At 40.0% G+C, this 17,489-nt stretch carries 14 protein-coding genes, 2 tRNA genes and 1 pseudogene; 10 read left to right on the top strand and 7 right to left on the bottom strand.

Going from position 1 to position 17,489, the window contains the following annotated elements; genetic code table 11:
* Positions 1–66 precede the first annotated feature (66 nt).
* The 6 genes from recO (at position 67) to G7074_RS06095 (ending at position 3,973) form a co-directional block, all read left to right on the top strand.
* Positions 67–792, top strand: coding sequence for a DNA repair protein RecO (gene recO, locus G7074_RS06120; protein WP_166207431.1), 726 nt, complete (start codon positions 67–69; stop codon positions 790–792).
* Positions 793–885: 93 nt separating this feature from the next.
* Positions 886–963: transfer RNA gene (locus tag G7074_RS06115), tRNA-Val, on the top strand.
* Between the two features lie 45 nt (positions 964–1,008).
* Positions 1,009–1,086, top strand: a tRNA-Val gene (locus G7074_RS06110).
* A gap of 299 nt (positions 1,087–1,385) precedes the next feature.
* The gene (locus G7074_RS06105) at positions 1,386–2,297 is read left to right on the top strand and encodes a UbiA family prenyltransferase (RefSeq protein WP_124561629.1); all 912 of its coding nucleotides are present in this window, start codon (positions 1,386–1,388) and stop codon (positions 2,295–2,297) included.
* 84 nt (positions 2,298–2,381) lie between these two features.
* On the top strand, positions 2,382–3,008 hold the full coding sequence (locus G7074_RS06100) for a class I SAM-dependent methyltransferase (RefSeq protein ID WP_166207428.1): 627 nt from the start codon (positions 2,382–2,384) through the stop codon (positions 3,006–3,008).
* A 68-nt stretch (positions 3,009–3,076) separates the two neighbouring features.
* Complete coding sequence (locus G7074_RS06095; RefSeq protein ID WP_124561631.1) at positions 3,077–3,973, top strand: NAD(P)/FAD-dependent oxidoreductase; 897 nt, start codon at positions 3,077–3,079, stop codon at positions 3,971–3,973.
* Between the two features lie 15 nt (positions 3,974–3,988).
* On the opposite strand, the gene G7074_RS06090 is transcribed toward G7074_RS06095, so the two are convergent.
* On the bottom strand, positions 3,989–4,153 hold the full coding sequence (locus tag G7074_RS06090) for a hypothetical protein (protein ID WP_158674090.1): 165 nt from the start codon (positions 4,151–4,153) through the stop codon (positions 3,989–3,991).
* 227 nt (positions 4,154–4,380) lie between these two features.
* On the bottom strand, positions 4,381–5,835 hold the full coding sequence (locus G7074_RS06085) for an amino acid permease (protein WP_124561632.1): 1,455 nt from the start codon (positions 5,833–5,835) through the stop codon (positions 4,381–4,383).
* Positions 5,836–6,230: 395 nt separating this feature from the next.
* Between G7074_RS06085 and G7074_RS06080 the strand changes: the two genes are divergently transcribed.
* The 4 genes and pseudogenes from G7074_RS06080 to G7074_RS06060 all read left to right on the top strand — a co-directional run bounded on the left by G7074_RS06080 (position 6,231) and on the right by G7074_RS06060 (position 11,380).
* Entirely contained in the window at positions 6,231–6,566 is a 336-nt protein-coding gene (locus G7074_RS06080; protein ID WP_124561633.1) for a PadR family transcriptional regulator, read from the top strand.
* A gap of 17 nt (positions 6,567–6,583) precedes the next feature.
* A complete protein-coding gene (locus tag G7074_RS06075; RefSeq protein ID WP_166207425.1) occupies positions 6,584–8,326 on the top strand; it encodes a PspC domain-containing protein in 1,743 nt (580 codons plus the stop codon).
* An 80-nt stretch (positions 8,327–8,406) separates the two neighbouring features.
* Positions 8,407–10,853 (top strand): annotated as a pseudogene (locus G7074_RS27840) (outer membrane beta-barrel protein).
* Positions 10,854–11,017: 164 nt separating this feature from the next.
* Complete coding sequence (locus G7074_RS06060; RefSeq protein ID WP_124561636.1) at positions 11,018–11,380, top strand: hypothetical protein; 363 nt, start codon at positions 11,018–11,020, stop codon at positions 11,378–11,380.
* Between the two features lie 238 nt (positions 11,381–11,618).
* Here G7074_RS06060 and G7074_RS06055 read toward each other — a convergent pair whose 3' ends face one another.
* The 5 genes from G7074_RS06055 to G7074_RS06035 form a co-directional block, all read right to left on the bottom strand.
* On the bottom strand, positions 11,619–14,366 hold the full coding sequence (locus G7074_RS06055) for a DEAD/DEAH box helicase family protein (RefSeq protein ID WP_240916474.1): 2,748 nt from the start codon (positions 14,364–14,366) through the stop codon (positions 11,619–11,621).
* A gap of 71 nt (positions 14,367–14,437) precedes the next feature.
* Positions 14,438–14,845, bottom strand: a complete 408-nt coding sequence (locus G7074_RS06050) for a hypothetical protein (RefSeq protein WP_205944166.1) — start codon at positions 14,843–14,845, stop codon at positions 14,438–14,440.
* A gap of 65 nt (positions 14,846–14,910) precedes the next feature.
* Positions 14,911–15,267 carry a hypothetical protein gene (locus G7074_RS06045; protein ID WP_166207416.1) on the bottom strand — a complete coding sequence of 119 codons (357 nt, stop codon included), beginning with the start codon at positions 15,265–15,267 and terminating at the stop codon, positions 14,911–14,913.
* A gap of 41 nt (positions 15,268–15,308) precedes the next feature.
* Entirely contained in the window at positions 15,309–15,959 is a 651-nt protein-coding gene (locus G7074_RS06040) for a DUF4279 domain-containing protein (protein WP_124561638.1), read from the bottom strand.
* A 380-nt stretch (positions 15,960–16,339) separates the two neighbouring features.
* On the bottom strand, positions 16,340–17,419 hold the full coding sequence (locus tag G7074_RS06035; protein WP_166207413.1) for an FISUMP domain-containing protein: 1,080 nt from the start codon (positions 17,417–17,419) through the stop codon (positions 16,340–16,342).
* Positions 17,420–17,489: the final 70 nt, after the last annotated feature.

Genomic DNA, 17,489 nt, shown 5'->3' with positions numbered 1-17,489 from the left:
GTGATTACTTTTTGCACAATTAAATTTGCACAAATAACATACTTTTGAAAAAAATGTTTTAAACGCATGTTGCATAAAGTTAGAGGGATTGTTTTAAAGACTACCAATTACAGCGAAAGTAGTGTGATTGTGCAGGTACTTACCGATAAATTTGGCATGCAGTCTTACCTGATAAATGGCGTTAAAAAGCCAAAGGCGAAGATTAAGATGAACATGCTCCAGTCGCTCCATTTGCTCGATATGGTGGTGTATCACAAAGCCAATACCAATATGCAACGGGTATCGGAAGTGCGACAAACGCCGGTTTTTAAGAGCATTCCTTACGATATGGTGAAAACTAGTATCGTTATTTTCCTTAACGAAGTATTGTATAAGAGCATCAGGCAACAATCGGCAGATGAAGATCTGTTTGATTATATTTTCAATTCGGTGGCCTGGTTTGATGAGGTAGAAGAAATCAGTCCGAATTTTCACCTGTCGTTTTTGCTAAAGCTGACCCGTTTTTTAGGTTTTGCACCAAACGAAAAAAGAAGAACTGACCAGATTTACTTCGATTTGCAGGAGGGAGAGTTCTTTTCGCGGGTGCCCATTCATGCCAATTACCTGCAACTAGACGATGCTTTACAGTTTATTACGCTTTTTAATACCCCGCTCGAAAAAAATTCTGAAATAAAATTAGCCAATAGCCAACGCAGGTTTTTGTTAGATAAGATATTGGTTTTCTATACCTTACATACGGCGTCGTTTGGCGCTGTTCAGTCGCATAAAATCCTCGAAACTTTGCTTAGCTGAAAAAAAAGAAAAAAAGATTTGCAGAACAGTTTTATAGCGCTATATTTGCATTCCCAAACGGAGAGCGGGGCATTAAATTGACAAAATACAAAAGGGAAATTAGCTCAGCTGGTTCAGAGCACCTCGTTTACACCGAGGGGGTCGGGGGTTCGAACCCCTCATTTCCCACCAATCTTTTCAAGGAGTTGAAAAGATTTTTAATTGCAATACTCACCAGGGAAATTAGCTCAGCTGGTTCAGAGCACCTCGTTTACACCGAGGGGGTCGGGGGTTCGAACCCCTCATTTCCCACCAAAGCCTTTCAGTATAACTGGAAGGCTTTTTTTGTGGATTTTTCCAGGTAAACGTCATCTCGATCTGATTGGTATCGGATGAAGCACAGTAGAATGCCTCTCCGTACAGGCGGGGAGAGATCTATAAAAGATTTCTCGGCTGCGTTGTACTTCGCTCGAAATGACGAGACTTCGAGACGGTATTTGAGAACGAGATTTGCATAAGGCCGCAACACATCAACCTAATCCGTTATATTTTAACCCAATTATTTACCTTATTCAATTATATATCCGAAATTGGCCGGATAAAGAACAGCTGCAATGCTCGGTAAAATAATTAGGTTCATATTTTTCGGAAACTACTTTGTTGGTATTCTGGCTGTTGCCTTAACCATCGAAGCTACTGTACAGCTGAGGGTGCCTTTTAACTCGTTAAATTATTATCTCCTGCTTTTCCTGGCACCAACAATTTATTATACTTATGCCTATAATAAGGTGTCTACAAAGCCATCTACAACCAATCCGCGTAACCAGTGGTATTTTAAGCATAAACGGTTTATTAATTACAGTCAGGCAGTACTTTTTATCAGCTGTATGTTGCTGGCTGTAAACCTCATTTATCAGAATTTAAATCACTTTTTGGCCTTGCCACTAAGCTACTGGATAGCGATACTGATTATTGTAACTGCCGGAGGATTGTATTATGGCTTGTTACCACGGTCGTTTTTGAAATTTAACCTGCGCAATACCGGCTGGTTAAAGGCTTTTGTTATTGGCTTTGTATGGGCATGCTGTGCCAATGTACTGCCGCTTATCATGCTCAAAATCGAAACGGGGATAGGTTACCACGATTCTATATTATGGACCTGGCTATTTATTAAAAACTGGATGTTTTGTACCGTAAATGCCATCATTTTCGATATTAAAGATTACCCAACCGACGCGAACAGGCATTTAAGGACTTTTGTAGTGCGCTATGGACTAAGAAGAACTATTTTCAATATCCTGATCCCCCTGTTAATTATCGGTTTAATATCTCTGGGTATATTTGCCAGTTATAAAGGTTTTGCCTGGCCATTGGTTTTCTGTAATGTGCTACCGTTTATATTGACCATTTATGTGGCCTATTCTATGCACCGCCGAAAAAACATACTTTATTATTTAATGGTAATTGATGGACTAATTTTGTTTAAAGCGCTTTGCGGAATAATAGGGATGCAATTTGTAAGGTAGATGGTTGACTGTTGTAATCGGTTAACGGGTTAATTTTTAGTAAATAGGATTAACCGATTTGTACAATTTAAACAATTAACCAACATGAATAACAACTACGATAGAATAGCCAGACATTACGATACCTTAAGCCGTTTGGTGTTTTTTAAGGCACAGGTAAATGCACAGGTCAATCAACTGCATTATATCCAAAAAAATAGTAATGTGCTGATTGTAGGTGGTGGAACAGGTTGGATTTTAGAAGAACTGGCAAAAGTGTACCCCGACGGGCTAAAAATAGTTTATGTAGAAATTTCAGCTAAAATGATTGCGCTTTCGAAAGCCAGAAATTATGGCGGCACCGAAGTAGTATTTTTAAACCAGGGCATAGAAACATTTACAACCGAAACACAATTTGATGTGGTGCTTACTCCATTTCTGTTCGATAATTTTTCGATGGAAAGGGCCGGAAAGGTATTTGAATTGTTAGATGGATGTTTGAAGAAAAACGGGATATGGTTTTTAGTTGATTTTGCGCTGAACAAAAACAATGGTAAATGGTGGAAATTGCTGTTGCTTAAATTGATGTATAGGTTTTTTAAACTGCTGCGCATTGTAGAAGCCAGTAGCCTGATTGATATGCAGCCTTATTTTTTAAGTAAAGATTATGAAGTGAAGGAAGTGCGTTTTTACTACGGAAGCTTCATTAAGGCCACGGTATTTAAAAAATGACACTTGTTTAGTGCAACTTTATTGCATTTAATAAAGTCTTTGCTGATTTTTGTTTCAAAGAAATAGATATGGATTTTGATGTAATTATAATTGGCGGTAGTTATGCCGGTTTATCTGCCGGGCTTACTTTAGCCCGGGCAACAAGAACGGTATTAATTATCGATAGTGGCGAGCCCTGTAACCGGCAAACCCCACATTCGCACAATTTTTTAACACACGATGGCGATAAACCGGCCGAGATTGCGGCCCAGGCCAAAGCTGAGGTATTGAAATATCCGACGGTAAAATTTTTGGCAGGTAAAGCATCGTCCGCCAGCCAAATAACTAATGGATTTACAGTTGGGCAGGAGAGTGGCGAAAGTTTTTCGGCTAGAAAATTGATTATTGCAACAGGCTTAAAAGACGTATTGCCAGATATTAAAGGTTTAGCCGAATGCTGGGCTATCTCGGTAATCCATTGCCCTTACTGTCATGGTTACGAAGTGAAGGGAGAAAAGATTGGATTAATGATGAATGGAGAGCACGCCTTTGATATGGCTAAAAACCTCCATTTATGGAATAAGGATTTAACCCTGCTTACCAATGGTAAATCGGAGTTAACAGCCGAGCAAACAGAAAAGCTAAAAGCTAAGTCAATTCAGATTGTAGAAGATGAAATTGTTGAATTTGAGCATACAAATGGTGATTTGCAGCAGGTAGTATTTGCTAATGGAGAAAAATTGGCACTAAAAGCAGTGTATGCAAGGGCAGATGTAAAACAGCAGGTAGATTTTGATCAGCAGCTAAATTTTGAACTAACAGAATTGAATACGATAAAGGTTAATGAGCAGCAGCAAACTACTGCAAAAGGAGTTTATGCAGCAGGAGATTGCACAACCATGTTCAGGTCGTTGTCGGTAATAACAGCAACAGGCACTATGGCTGCAGTAATGCTGAATAAAGAAATGATTTCAGAAGATTTTTGATTGTCCATCTGAAATTTAGAATAAAATTGCACCTAAAATGGTGGCAATAAACATTACAGCAATTACAATTCTATCGGCGGTAATCCATTGCGCCCTAGTAAGCTGTACAGGAGTTTTTTTTATGGTTTCGCTTTTATGCCTGGAAAACCTGAATATGGGGGTGTGTAGTTTAATGAGCATGAGATTGAGTTTTATAGGTTAAATACCTTAAGACAAAACCCAAGCCAAAAAAACTAAAAAATGTGGAATTGTGAATAACTTACGCAGTTTATGTTCAACGATTTACAGTTTACGCAAGCACATTGGAAATGGTACTAAAATATTGCGATTAAGCTGTACAGAAAACCAAACAGCTTAATCGCATCGTGTATATGATAATGAATTTATTAAGAACCCAAATGCTGATGCTAAAGTGGCGAAACTTCATCATTGCCTGCCCTCAGTTTGCTGTTCTTTTTACCGTACCAAAAGTAAATGGCCAATCCAATAATTAACCAAACTGCCAGTCTTAACCAGGTTTCCCATGGTAAAAATACCATCATAGCAATACAGGTTAATATACCCAGAATAGGAATTAGCGGAACCAATGGAACTTTGAAAGGACGCTTAGCATCGGGATTGGTTTTTCGCAAGATTAGTATGCCTACGCACACCATCAGAAAAGCCAATAGCGTACCAATACTGGTCATCTCGCCAACCACGTTCATGGGTACAAATGCAGCAAACAACCCGATAAATACGCAAAGAATGATGTTGGACTTATAAGGCGTTTTAAATTTGGTATGTACATCCGAAAACATTTTGGGGAGCAGTCCATCTTTACTGATAGAATAAAACATGCGCGATTGCGCCATTAAATCGATCAGGATTACGGAGGTATAGCCAATTAAAATGGCTAAAATAATAGCTTGACTCAGCCAGGCATAAGGTGTTTTTTCGATAGCGATGGCTACAGGTGCACCACTGTTGGCAAATTCTTTATAATTGGCCAAACCTGTCATCACGTGGCCAAACAAACCAAATAAAACAGTACATACTACCAGAGAACCAATAATACCGATGGGTAAATCGCGGGCTGGGTTTTTGGTTTCCTGAGCTGAAGCAGCTACAGCATCGAAACCGATGAATACGAAAAACACCAGTCCTGCACCCCGCAATACACCACTCCAGCCAAACTGACCAAAAGTGCCGGTATTTTGAGGGATGTACGGATGATAATTAGCAGGATCGATATAATGCCAGCCCAGTGCAATGAAGACCAGTACAACGCCCACCTTTAAAAACACAATAATACCATTCACAATAGCCGATCCTTTCGTACCACGAATGAGGATAGCTGTCATAAGTACTACTACCAGGGCGGCCGGAATATTAATAATGCCGTTTACGGTAGAACCATCAGCCAGTTTAGCTGTTTCGAACGGCGATAGGGTGAGCTGTGCGGGCAGGTAAATATGTAAGCTGGCTAAGAATTTGGTTAAATACTGCGACCAGCTAATGGCCACGGTAGCACAGCCAACTGAGTATTCGAGCACCAGATCCCAACCAATAATCCAGGCAAAAAGCTCACCCATGGTGGCATAAGAGTAGGTATAAGCACTGCCCGCAACGGGAATCATAGAGGCGAACTCAGCATAACACAACGCCGCAAAACCACAACCTAATGCTGCAATTACGAACGATAAGGTAACTGCTGGACCTGAGTGGTTGGCGGCCGCTAAACCGGTAATGGAAAATAAACCGGCACCGAGGGTTAAACCCACACCGATTAAAATGAGGTTAACAGGACCCAATGTTCTTTTAAGCGTGCCTTCGCCGCTTTGGTTTGCTTCAGCAACAATGCTGGCAATAGACTTTTTCATGAAAATAAGTTAAGACGCTGCAAAATTATTAAAATATATTAATTCTATAGTATTTATATAGTTTAACTATTCAAACTGTTTAAATTGGTTAACTAACCTGTAACCCAAGCCCAACCGGACCTGCAAACTAAACCCGATGGCGGCATATAGCTTCCGGCTTTTTTCTTCAAAAAAAATCGGGACTATGGGCAATAGCAGGACTGTTGAAACCGAAGAATTACTGGTCTTGCTTTGCTAAAAATAATCTAAATCTACATCTTTTTCAGATTTTTTCTTGAATCTCAAAAATTTTATTAAAAATTAATTTTCTAATAATCAGATATTTGTGAGTATGTTTAGGTTTTATTTAGTACTATGTATTGCATGGTAGTTTATAAAACATATATCTTTGTATTATGATAGCAGAAAATACGCAAACACAAATGCGGAAGGGAATTCTGGAATACTGTGTTTTATCAATCATCTCGAGAGGCGAGATTTATGCCTCTGATATTATTGCTGAATTAAGGTCGGCAAAACTATTGGTGGTTGAGGGCACATTATATCCATTATTAACCAGGCTTAAAAACAATGGTTTGTTAAGCTACAACTGGGTAGAATCTACCTCAGGCCCGCCCCGTAAATATTATACCCTAACCGAAGTAGGCAAAGGCATTTTATCGCAATTAGATCAAACCTGGCAGGAGCTGGCTTATGCTGTAGGTGTTTCGCAACAAGGAGCCAATTCATAATCATTAGTAACAAGGAAATGGAAAAGACCATCATCATAAATATAGGGAACACGATTATTCACATTGAAGAAAGTGCCTACGAACTCTTAAAGGCGTATTTGAACGAAGTGAAGCAGTATTTCGCCAACCATGCCGACGATCTGGAAATTGTAACAGATATTGAAAACCGCATTGCCGAACTGTTAACCGAGCAACTGGAAGAGCAGAAAAAGCAGGTTGTTGATGCAGCCAATGTAAATTCGGTTATTGCACAGATGGGCAGGGTACAGGATTTTGATAACACGGCCGAAGGCGACGAAGAACCTGTTGCGCAAAGTGCTTATGAATATCAGTATGCAGAGAAGAAATTATACCGCGATATGGATGAGCGGGTTATTGCAGGGGTATGTGCCGGTATTGCACATTATGTTAATGCCGATGCAAAATGGATTAGGTTAGCAACAATTTTAACGGTTTTTCTGGGTGGTACGGGATTGTTGGTGTATGCGTTGCTTTGGATTATTATGCCGAAGGCGAAATCGCGCATTGAAAGAATGGAGATGAAAGGTGAGCCGGCCAACCTGCAGGGTTTTCAAAAGAACCTGGATGAAGAGCTGCAGGCGGTTAAGGAGCGTTTAAGCGAAGTTAACAAACATGCACAACCCTTATTTGCCCGCTTAGGTATTTTTATCGGTGAGTTTTTTGAGTGGCTTGGCCGTTTTATATCGGGCACCGGCAAAGTGATTTTTAAAGTAATTGCAGGTTTTATTGTGGTTTTCGGTGCTTTTTTACTGCTAACGCTAATTGTTACCACTGCCGCTTTTCAGGGCTTTTGGGATTCGAGCATTTATGAATATTTCCCATTCTCGATTGTAAATGACGGCAACCGTGGGATAATTTTATTTGGTGCTTTTATTGTGTTGTTTATTCCGATTTTAGCTTTGGTGCTTTTCTCTATCAGGGTGGCCTTTAACAAACAGGCTATTAATAAAACACTTTCTTTTGCCTTGTTAATTATCTGGTTGGTAGGCGTGGCGATTACAGGGTACCAGGCCGCAAAAATATCATCAGAATTTAAACAGCATGCAGAATTAACACAGACCGTTGATTTGAAAACCTATGGTGCCTATGTAATCGATATTGATAAAAGCAAGTATTTTAGTAAAGAAGATAGCATTGCTTACCACCTTGATGCCAATAACAGGCACCAGGTTGTAGTTGAAGATTTAGAAGACGGGCCATTTGTTTCGCCAAATCACATTCGTATCGAAATCAACAAGAGCGAAACTGGTGTTTCGCGCTTAACACAGAAATATGAATCGCAAGGCAAAACCTTTTCTAACGCATTGCAGAATGCCCAGAACATCAGTTATGCTTACGAGTTGAAAGATTCTGCCTTAGTTTTTAGTCCGAGGTTTCAATTGAGAAAAGGAACCATTTGGCGCAACCAGGAAGTACGGTTAATACTCGAAGTGCCTGTAGGTACCAGGTTAATTTTGAAAGAAGATTCGTACCGCTACATTAACAATTATTGGACCTGGGGCTGTAACAATACCGAAAACGACCATAACAATTATAGTGTTTGGGTAATGACCGATGATGGTTTGAAATGCGTTGCTGAATTAAAAGAAGAAGCAATTAAAAAGCAAAAACTGGAAGAAGAATTACATGATTTAAAATTACAGCTCAAGGATAGGACTACAGATACCATTTACCAGGATTCTGTATCGAACAGGATGAAGGAAGTTAAAGAACAGTTGGGTATCGAAACAGAACAATAGTTACATTACTTAAAGAGTTCGTCATTTCGATACGATAGCTATCGCATCGAAATGACGAACATACCTAAAAAGAAAAAACCATGAAAACATTATTTACGCTAATTGCATGCCTGCTGGCATGTGGGGTTTCTTTTGCCCAAAAATTAAATACAGTTTCAGGTAAGGTTGTTGATGAAAAGACCGTTCCGGTGTCGTTTGCTGTGGTTCGGGTGCTGAAATATCCGGATACCGCTTTGGCAAAAAGTGTATCGACTAATATTGACGGTGAATTTAGGATTGCCGGGCTAAAGGAGGGCGAATACCTGTTATCAATATCAATTGTGGGTTTTAAAAACAAAAAAACAGATCGTTTTTTGCTTAAAGAAGATTTACAATTACCGGCCATTGCGATGGAAAGTGTAAGCAAACAACTTAAAGAGGTAAGTGTGCAGGGGCGTAAGCCATTTATTGAGCACCAAATCGATAAAACAGTTTTAAATGTAGAAAATAGCCTTACCGCTACCGGAAGTACGGCTTTAGAAGTTTTAGAAAAAGCACAGGGTGTACAAATCGACCGGAACAGCGACCAGATTAAACTGAACAACAAGAGCGGTGTAGTGGTGATGATTGATGGCAAAACCAATTTCCTTTCGGGGGCTGATATTACCACCTTGTTGAGCAACATGAGCAGCGACCAGATTGGTACGATAGAACTGATTACCAACCCTTCGGCTAAGTACGACGCGGCCGGAAATGCGGGTATTATTAACATTAGGCTAAAAAGAAATAAGGCCTATGGCACCAATGGAACGGTTTCTTTTAATACCGGGCAGGGTATTATGCCCGATTCGCCCAGCGATTTGTTCCGTGCCGGTGTAAACCTGAATTTAAACCACAGGCAAGGTAAATGGAATATTTTTGGTAATGGTGCAGTAGCACGGAAAGCGCAGTTTAACAACACCTTTTTAACCCGTACTACCTTATCAAACGGATTGGCAAGTGCTTTAACCCAGAATTTCGACCGTAAAAATAAGGGCGTTGGTTTTCAGGGGAAAATAGGGGCCGATTATTATGCTTCAGAAAAAACAGTATTTGGTGTAATGCTCGATGCCAATACTGTAAACACAAAGCTGACCAATTTTAGCAATACCGATATTAATGCTATGCAAAACGGTGCTGCCAGTCAGAGTTATATTTTACAGGATGCCAATTCGAGCTCGCCCGTGGGCAACTTAACCGCTAACTTTAACATTAAGCACGATTTTGATAAGAAAGGTAAGAGCTTAACTTTCGACATCGATTTTTCGGGCTTCAGCAATAAAAAGGACGAGAATTTTTTAGCCAATTACTTAAATTCAGGCGGCAACCCAACCAACCAAACCAGCTTACGCAACAATACCGATGCTGAAATTAAAGTATATGCAGCCAAAACAGATTTTACTTTGCCACTTTCTAAAACTACGAAGTTAGAAACAGGCTTAAAAAGTAGTTATGTAATCACCAATAACGACTTCATTTCAGAGCAGCTGATTGCGGGATATGGCAGAACGACCTGGGCAAATCGAACAACTTTGTGTACAAAGAAAATATTAATGCGGTTTATGGCAGTTTCTCTAAAGAGTGGAAATTGTGGCAAATGCAGCTGGGTTTACGGGCCGAGCATACCCACTCTAACGGTACCTCGGTTACCGATAATAAATCGGTTGAACGCAATTACCTCTCTTTATTTCCAACGGTATTTGTAAACCAAAAGATTAGCGAAAACCACAATATCAGGTATTCTTACGGGCGTAGGGTAGACCGGCCAAATTACCAGCAGCTAAACCCTTTTGTTTTTTATATGGATCCACTAGCGGTTGATCAGGGAAACCCTTACCTGAAACCACAGTTTACCAATAGCTACCAGATTAGCTACAGTTACAAAGAGATTTCGTTCTCTTTAAACTATTCGGATACCCGCGATATGATTACGCAAATTAGTAAGCAAGATGATGCTACCCGGGTAATTAGCGTAATTCGTCAGAACCTGGGCCGCTCACAAAACTATTCGGCCGATTTGTATGTGCCGGTTAAGGTAGCCAAATGGTGGAACATACAAAACAATATAAGTGTTTATTACAGCAAGTTTAATGATGGTAATATCGAAGGTGCAGCCTTCAGCGCCGGCAAAGCTGCAGTAAACTTATATACTTCCAACTCTTTTACACTGCCACAGAATTTTAGTCTCGAAATTAGCGCCTGGCTTAACTCGCCAAGGGTAAGCGGAGTAGAGCAAACTACCATTTATCAAGGCGCTCTAAATGCAGGGATACAAAAAACATTAATGGATAAAAAGCTGAAACTGCGCTTAAACATGGATGATATCCTGCTCACCAACCATTGGGAAGGTAAGTTGGTTTACCAGAACATTAACATGCAAGTGGTGAACCGCTACACCAGTCGTAGGGCCAATTTCAGTATCAGTTATAACTTCGGAAACCAGAATGTAAAATCTGCCCGATCGAGAAATACCGCTACGGATGATATTAAAGGCCGGGCAGGAGAGTAGGGAAGTTTGGAGTTCAGAGCTTGGAGTCCTGAGTCACCAGTCTTGAGTCGATAATCGGGAACTTATTATCCGGGATCTTGTCCCCCTTTGAAGGGGCAGGGGTATGAAAAACACGCGCACTACAATTAACCAATTTCAACAATTAACCAAATACCGATACAACTATGAAATATAAACTACATCTCATCGCAATCTTATTTGCTGCTTTAACCTTTGGCTGTCGCAATAGCGGTGGTCACTTATCCCTTAGTACCACGGATAATGACACTAACTTTAAGTTTGAAGCCAAATACGCCGAAAATAAAACAGCTAAGCTGGAGAAATACCTCGATAGTGCCCTGGATAATGAACTTCCACTAGATCAGCATATCGATTTGTTTGTTAATTTAAACGGCAGCGATAAGTTTAATCTGAAAGCACAAAAAGGTTCGTTGAGCATCAGTTTCGATAAAAGAAATAGCTCTTTGGCAGGATACATGCAAATTAAAAAGCTAACTGAAGGGATTAAGAAGAAGTTAACAGAGTGAACTTAGTCCGAAGTCGGGAGTCGGAGGTCCGAAGGCTGGGTGCTTATGCATGGCGGTGAAAATCCAGGGTTGAACCCTTTTTCAATCGTCACCTTGAATTTATTTCAGGGTCTCTCCATTAAATAAGTAATCGAAATAGAGAAACCTGCGATAAAATCGCTCTTTCCGGTCGTTACAAACGATGACGATGGAGGGCATCATTGGCTCTATTTTAGGAGAATAAATAATTCATTAATCATTATCTCCATTTATTTACATGTTCTACCTTGTTTTGGAACTGTGCTGATAAAGATTTTATTCTTGATTTTAAAAGCATTTTTCGGCCTTCCAGCGTTCTGGTAAATATCAGATCGCAAGAACCTACGTGTTTCTCCCATTGTTGCTTAAAGTATTCGGCCAGGTTTTTATTTCTTGCAATCAGTTCTGGTACGGCATGGTAATCTTTTTGTTTTGCAAAAAGCATAAATATGTTTTTCCTGATGATCACATAACGTGGATTATCGATTGGCGCAATTATTTCTTGCAGTGCGTTTATAAAAGTCGATTTTTCAAAGGTTGATGCACCTTCCAAATGGCAAAAAATGGCTCCATGTTCATCTACTGTGCTTTGAACATATATTTTCGAAATATCGGTTTGGATAATTCCGGTTTTTAATAAGCCAGCTAACAATGCTTCTCCAATTTGTTGGATATCTTTTGAAATATCCCGGTATTTTAAATAAAGCCTTAAGGTTTTGAAGGTTAGCCTGCCGAAAATGAGTATTCCGAATGTGCCGATAATCCCGAGGATGAAATAGAGTTGATCTGTCGATTTGATATGTCTCCCGCTTTGGGCGAGGATTTCGAGGCTTTCGAAACCAAAACCCAGTAGCCCCGAACCAAGTGTTGCCAGCAAATTTGCAATTGTTTTCTTGAGGTACATGGCTTTAACTTCTTGGTAAGGCTGCTCTTCGCGGAAAGGAATTTTAATTTCCTCAACCAAATTTGTGCCCTCGCTGAGTGCGGCTTGCCATCGCTGTTTCAGGCTTACGCGATCTGCGGCAAAAGCAAACATTTCGCTGTTCTTTTTTAAAGCTTCTGCCTCCTCAATAATGTTTTCTGGTAAATTTAAACGGTCTATACCATTTTCAATTCCAGGCTCCTTTTTAAACGAGATACCTACAAAGCTTCTGAAACGCCTCTTTAACAAGTCAAAATCATTGCCACCTGTTACAGATGTGGGGTCGATTGTAGCCAGATGCCAGATATTACCCGTTTTACCGGTATTACCATGCTGTGTTCTTATGGCTCTGCCACGCATTTGATTAGAAGAAACAAAAGAGCCGACAAAACTGGCAAGTATTAAAGCATTGATAGCTGGCGCATCCCAGCCTTCGCCCAGTAAAGATTTGGTTCCGATTAAAATTTCAATTTCCCCTTGCTGAAAAATTTCGGTTACAATATAAATCAAATCATTTTTGATTTGCTCAGTCTGATAAATAATGTGATAGTTTGGATCGAAAGCTACAGGAGTAGAACTGATTTGTGCAATACCGCGTTCCCGGGCCTTTTCTTCAAATACATGGCAGGCAGAAGCCGGAATAATGACCATCGACCCTGTAAGCACTCCAATTTTTCTGCCCATGGTATTTTGACGGCGCAGTTTTTCAAAAATTGGAATTACGCCGATTTTGGTCAGTTCGAGTTTATTCTCTGAGGTATTCGGGTAAAATTCTTTGCGGATATAATCGGATAAGATAACCATTCTTAAATCATGCCCCAGTTGATTAAATTCAAAATCAACAATGGCAGCAATACCGTTTAACTTGCTTAAGCTCGAAGTGAGCGAATGGCTTACCACTTTATTGTTGCTAAAGTTGATTTGTCTTTTCTCCATGGCTCCACAACGTTTAAGTTTGGTTTCCAGCTGTTTGCGGTGCTCATCAAAAAGTTTAAAATGTATTTTCTCCTGATATAAATAGAAATCAAGAAGGGTTTCCATCCAATTATAATCTAACGTTGGGATTTTCAGTTTTTGATCGCCGATTACTTCAATATGCAGCTGGTTTACTTCCCTGTTATTGGCGTGAAGAAAAATTAAGCAGGCCGAATAACAGGCTAAGTTGGTGTAAATCCATTCCAGGTGTTCAGTAGGATTTATCCATACCGGATGATTTTCAATTGCGTTTATTAATACCTTATCCGTTTTGAGCTCCAGAAAGAGTTGCTCAATGTGCGCTCTGAATGCGCTTATTTTTTCGTTTTCAGCTGCGGTTGGGAAGGTGAAATAAACGTAGTCCTGATGAGGGCATAAATCGCCTTCTATAATAAGTTCAGGTACCGATATTTCAGCATCAACCGATCCGTTAAATGCTATGTAACGTTGCCATTCGTTTGGGCTAACATCATACGGAGGTGTTGCTGTTAGGCCGACAATAACCGGTTTCAGCTTCTCTTTTACTTGTGTTAGGTTTTGCCACCATTCATTTTTTAAGTGATGGGCTTCATCAACTACAATAGTTTTTACCCGCTGTAATTTTAAATTGTTTACAATATTATCCAGATTGGGATTAGAAGATTTTATGGTTTGGGAAATATTTTCTTCCTCTTCAGTTTCGCTATCGTCCTCCTGTAGATTGTTGCAGGCTGCATGCAATCCCTGGTAGGTTACTACAGTCATAAATTTAGGGTTTCTGATGTCGTTCGAAATCCAGTCTGGAATGGTGTTTACCTGGAGAAAAAGTTCACAGAAACGTTGTATCCATTGGTTGCGGATAGCAATGGTAGGCGCAAGAATTAAGGTTGGTTTGTTTAACCTGATGGCTACTTCGAGTCCCAAAATAGTTTTTCCTGATCCGGGTGGGGCTATGATATGCAAATGCCTGTCGGCAATATGTTCGTCTAAATGATCGAGTATGCGTTGCTGGTATTTGCGCCAGCTGGATATAAATTGTATTTCTTTTGGGTAAGTTGTCAGTTTTACGGGAGCCTTAGGTACTTCAATCATGGTTTAAAAGGTAAAATTTGCAGCGTTATTGCATCACATGGTTATTGCCATTAAGGGTAGCCATACCGTTTTCACTTATTGCGAGTTGGATTAATTCCCTTTTGAAAATTATCAATTGCAGCTGGTTCTATTAAAATCTCGAGCTTTACTTTATCCTTTTCTTCTGCCCGGTACTCAGTAGCAACATATTCTTCCAGATGCACCTCGACCCCAACAAGGCCTGTCTTGCCTATCGAATAAAATCTCATACCAAAGTAAGCATAAGATTCTTTTTGTCCTGCCTCGTGTGATAATGTTTTTTTATCTGTAGGGTAATGCAGTAGCGATCTTGCAAAGCTCGAAAGTGAAGCTGATGTATCATAAACCTCCGTTGTACCACCATATCTTCCATTTGTTGCTGTAACCGCTAGTTGAAACATATCACTATCCTTCCAAATAACCTTTAGTCGTAAAAAAGATTCTCCCCGATTGATATTCATAACTTATTTTAAACCTTGTTTCTTACGTTATTAAGAATCCTTTTCTTCACTTTCTACTATTTTCTTTAAATAATTTTGAAAATCATTATATCCATTCTTTTCCGGATGCTCAAGATCAGCATTTCTCCAAGGCTTGTATCGAATATTTGCCAATTGTAAATTTTAGCGACACCTATTAATTCAAATAATGCAGGTTCACCATAGAGATGAAAAATTGTATTGCTGACTGGTTCTTCGTGAGTAAAGTAATCTATAATATAGTTCTCTCCTTTTATTGTCCGGTGGTTTTTGTCTCGGGTAATGTTATTAAAATGCTGCTCTAGCATTGCATTAAAATCTATGTCCACAAGTAATGCTTCGTCTACTTCTTCAATGGCATTTATTTTTTGCTTTGAATTAAATATTACAATGTCCCAACTCATATTAAATTTTATTCTGTGTAAAAAATATGGAAGCTAATATTTTATTTGAAACTCTTGCCACCAACATACAGATCGAAATCTATCGATAGGCCTAAGTCACTCATTCTGGCTATACTTTTTTTATCGAGATGCGGCCCACCAATTAATCCGTTTCCGTTGTGGATATCCATGGCAACCTGAATATAGCCCTTCGCTTTGCTTACCAGTTCTGTAATGCCTGCTTTGTCTTTTTCTAAACAGGTTAACAAGTTATCCAGTTTATCTTCAAATTCATCAGGTTCAGTGTTGGGCATTATTTTCAATGCACTAACTTGGTAAGTTGATCGACCATTGGGCTTTAAATCGCCTTTATTCCAACTTGTAGAAATTGCCAGGGTGGTCATTGATTTAAGCTCTGCGGCTGTCAGTTTTTCTGAAGTAACGAAAAAATATACGCAATGGTAGGGCTCTGTTTCGATATTGATGATTTCGCCCGATTTACCATTCAGGTACACTGCGAAATAGAACCTTTCGTTTAGTATGGGCAAGTAAGCTACAATGATATTGTCGCTGCGATCGCGGTCAATTCTTTCAATTTTTAGCTTATTGTCGAGATAGATAGGCTGATGGATTTCGAGGTACTGTTCGGTTACAGCAAACGTTTTTTCCTTAAATTCTTCTTCAATAAGTATTGTTACCTGTTCGTCTGTCATGGATGAGCGTTGGAGTATAAAGTTAACTATTTAGGCCGTAAATTCTCCCGCAGATTTTAGGTGATTTTTGCGAAATGGTTTGTGGTAAAGCCCGGTATAATTAATTGTGGCATTACCGGAAGAATGATTAGGAATTAGCGAGCGATAAAATCGCTGTTCCTGGTCGTCCTCGTTACAAACCATGACGATAAAGGGCATAAGGCAAGCCGCATATCAACTTCTATTTGCTTCAATGCCTTACCTGGTAAATTAATCACTGGTGTTTGATTTGGTCATCCCCCTAAACAAAATCAACCGGAAATCTTTGAACATTTCCGGTTGATTAGGCGATTTCTACCCTTTATGGTTACGAAATCTGAGCATTATTGCGATACGGGCAATTAATCTTTTACCAGCCTTACAGCACAGCCAGTGGTTTTGCTGTAATCGGTTACACGCGGTTCGCTGTATTTGTTAAAATCAAGGTAATAGGCAAAGCTGTCGCCAATTGATTTGGTACTGGCCGACCACCAGTAACTTAACCATATGCCGTATTTGAAAGATTGGCCACCGCCATATTCATCGCCGCCGGCACTTCCGTTGGTTAGTAAATTAAGGCCTGATGAGTTATCACCATTGCCATGTGCAAACTTGTACGAATCTTGTATGTCCCAGCCTTTAGTACCACGCATTTTTTTACCTGCTACCTTTTCGCCGCCCAGGGCCGAAATAAGCGTTACGAATTCATTACTGGTAGGTACATGCCAGCCCGCCGGTGCTAAACCGCGACGATCGGTAACTGCATAAAAGTTGTAAAGCTTTCCATATTTCTTATCATTGCTGCTGTCGAAATTAAGGTAACAGTAAGCCGGAATTTTTTCCCTGCTTACTTTTTCCCATTCTTTCTGGTTGGCCGCATAATAAATCTGCTCGCCATTTCTGTAGGTGCTCACATTTAAGTTGGTGCTTGTCCACACCTGGTTACCAATTTTTACCGGACCAGTAATTTCGGGCGAGGCATTGTATATTTCTTTTAACGGAGCAGCTTGTGCCGCATTACAACTCCACACAAAGTTATTGGGTTGAATGCCGCCGCTTCTTTTTAAGCACTCTTTAATTGCTATTGCATCAGCTTCTTCTTTGGTTTTTGCTATGCCCCAGCCAAATGCTGTACCTACATTACCATTTATGGTGCGGTAAGCTGCACAACCCGTGCCCGAGTAAGTAAGTACAATACTGCAAGCTCCGCCACGTTTGTTACATTCATGAACAGCTCTTTTTTCGGCTTCGGCAAGGTTTGGCTGATCGAATGAAAAGCCATAATAAAAACCATTTGACCGGTCGATCGCTAAAGCCCCGTATTTGGTTTTAGCCGGAACAGCTGCTTTGGCTGCCGGTTTCTTTACCTGCGCCACTATACCCGAGGCTGTTGCCAATAGCACAAGCATTGGTGCCATTAGCAGGAGTTTGTTTATTTTCATGCCCTAAATTGTTTGTTTATTGCAGGCAAATTTCCCAAACACCCTACTCAGCATCAATACCATTTAATGG

Origin of the sequence: Pedobacter sp. HDW13 (genome assembly GCF_011303555.1) — a bacterium.
GTDB lineage: Bacteria > Bacteroidota > Bacteroidia > Sphingobacteriales > Sphingobacteriaceae > Pedobacter.
The sequence above is the reverse complement of the archived record's forward strand: the minus strand, read 5'-3'. Positions and strand labels throughout refer to the sequence as shown.

Coding starts and splice junctions, on each gene's coding strand:
- G7074_RS06035 (WP_166207413.1), bottom strand. CDS start 17,419: ATGAAAATAAACAAACTCCTGCTAATGGCACCAATGCTTGTGCTATTG.
- G7074_RS06105 (WP_124561629.1), top strand. CDS start 1,386: ATGCTCGGTAAAATAATTAGGTTCATATTTTTCGGAAACTACTTTGTT.
- G7074_RS06045 (WP_166207416.1), bottom strand. CDS start 15,267: ATGAGTTGGGACATTGTAATATTTAATTCAAAGCAAAAAATAAATGCC.
- G7074_RS06090 (WP_158674090.1), bottom strand. CDS start 4,153: ATGCTCATTAAACTACACACCCCCATATTCAGGTTTTCCAGGCATAAA.
- G7074_RS06075 (WP_166207425.1), top strand. CDS start 6,584: ATGGAAAAGACCATCATCATAAATATAGGGAACACGATTATTCACATT.
- G7074_RS06050 (WP_205944166.1), bottom strand. CDS start 14,845: ATGAATATCAATCGGGGAGAATCTTTTTTACGACTAAAGGTTATTTGG.
- G7074_RS06085 (WP_124561632.1), bottom strand. CDS start 5,835: ATGAAAAAGTCTATTGCCAGCATTGTTGCTGAAGCAAACCAAAGCGGC.
- G7074_RS06095 (WP_124561631.1), top strand. CDS start 3,077: ATGGATTTTGATGTAATTATAATTGGCGGTAGTTATGCCGGTTTATCT.
- G7074_RS06080 (WP_124561633.1), top strand. CDS start 6,231: ATGATAGCAGAAAATACGCAAACACAAATGCGGAAGGGAATTCTGGAA.
- G7074_RS06055 (WP_240916474.1), bottom strand. CDS start 14,366: ATGATTGAAGTACCTAAGGCTCCCGTAAAACTGACAACTTACCCAAAA.
- recO (WP_166207431.1), top strand. CDS start 67: ATGTTGCATAAAGTTAGAGGGATTGTTTTAAAGACTACCAATTACAGC.
- G7074_RS06040 (WP_124561638.1), bottom strand. CDS start 15,959: ATGACAGACGAACAGGTAACAATACTTATTGAAGAAGAATTTAAGGAA.
- G7074_RS06060 (WP_124561636.1), top strand. CDS start 11,018: ATGAAATATAAACTACATCTCATCGCAATCTTATTTGCTGCTTTAACC.
- G7074_RS06100 (WP_166207428.1), top strand. CDS start 2,382: ATGAATAACAACTACGATAGAATAGCCAGACATTACGATACCTTAAGC.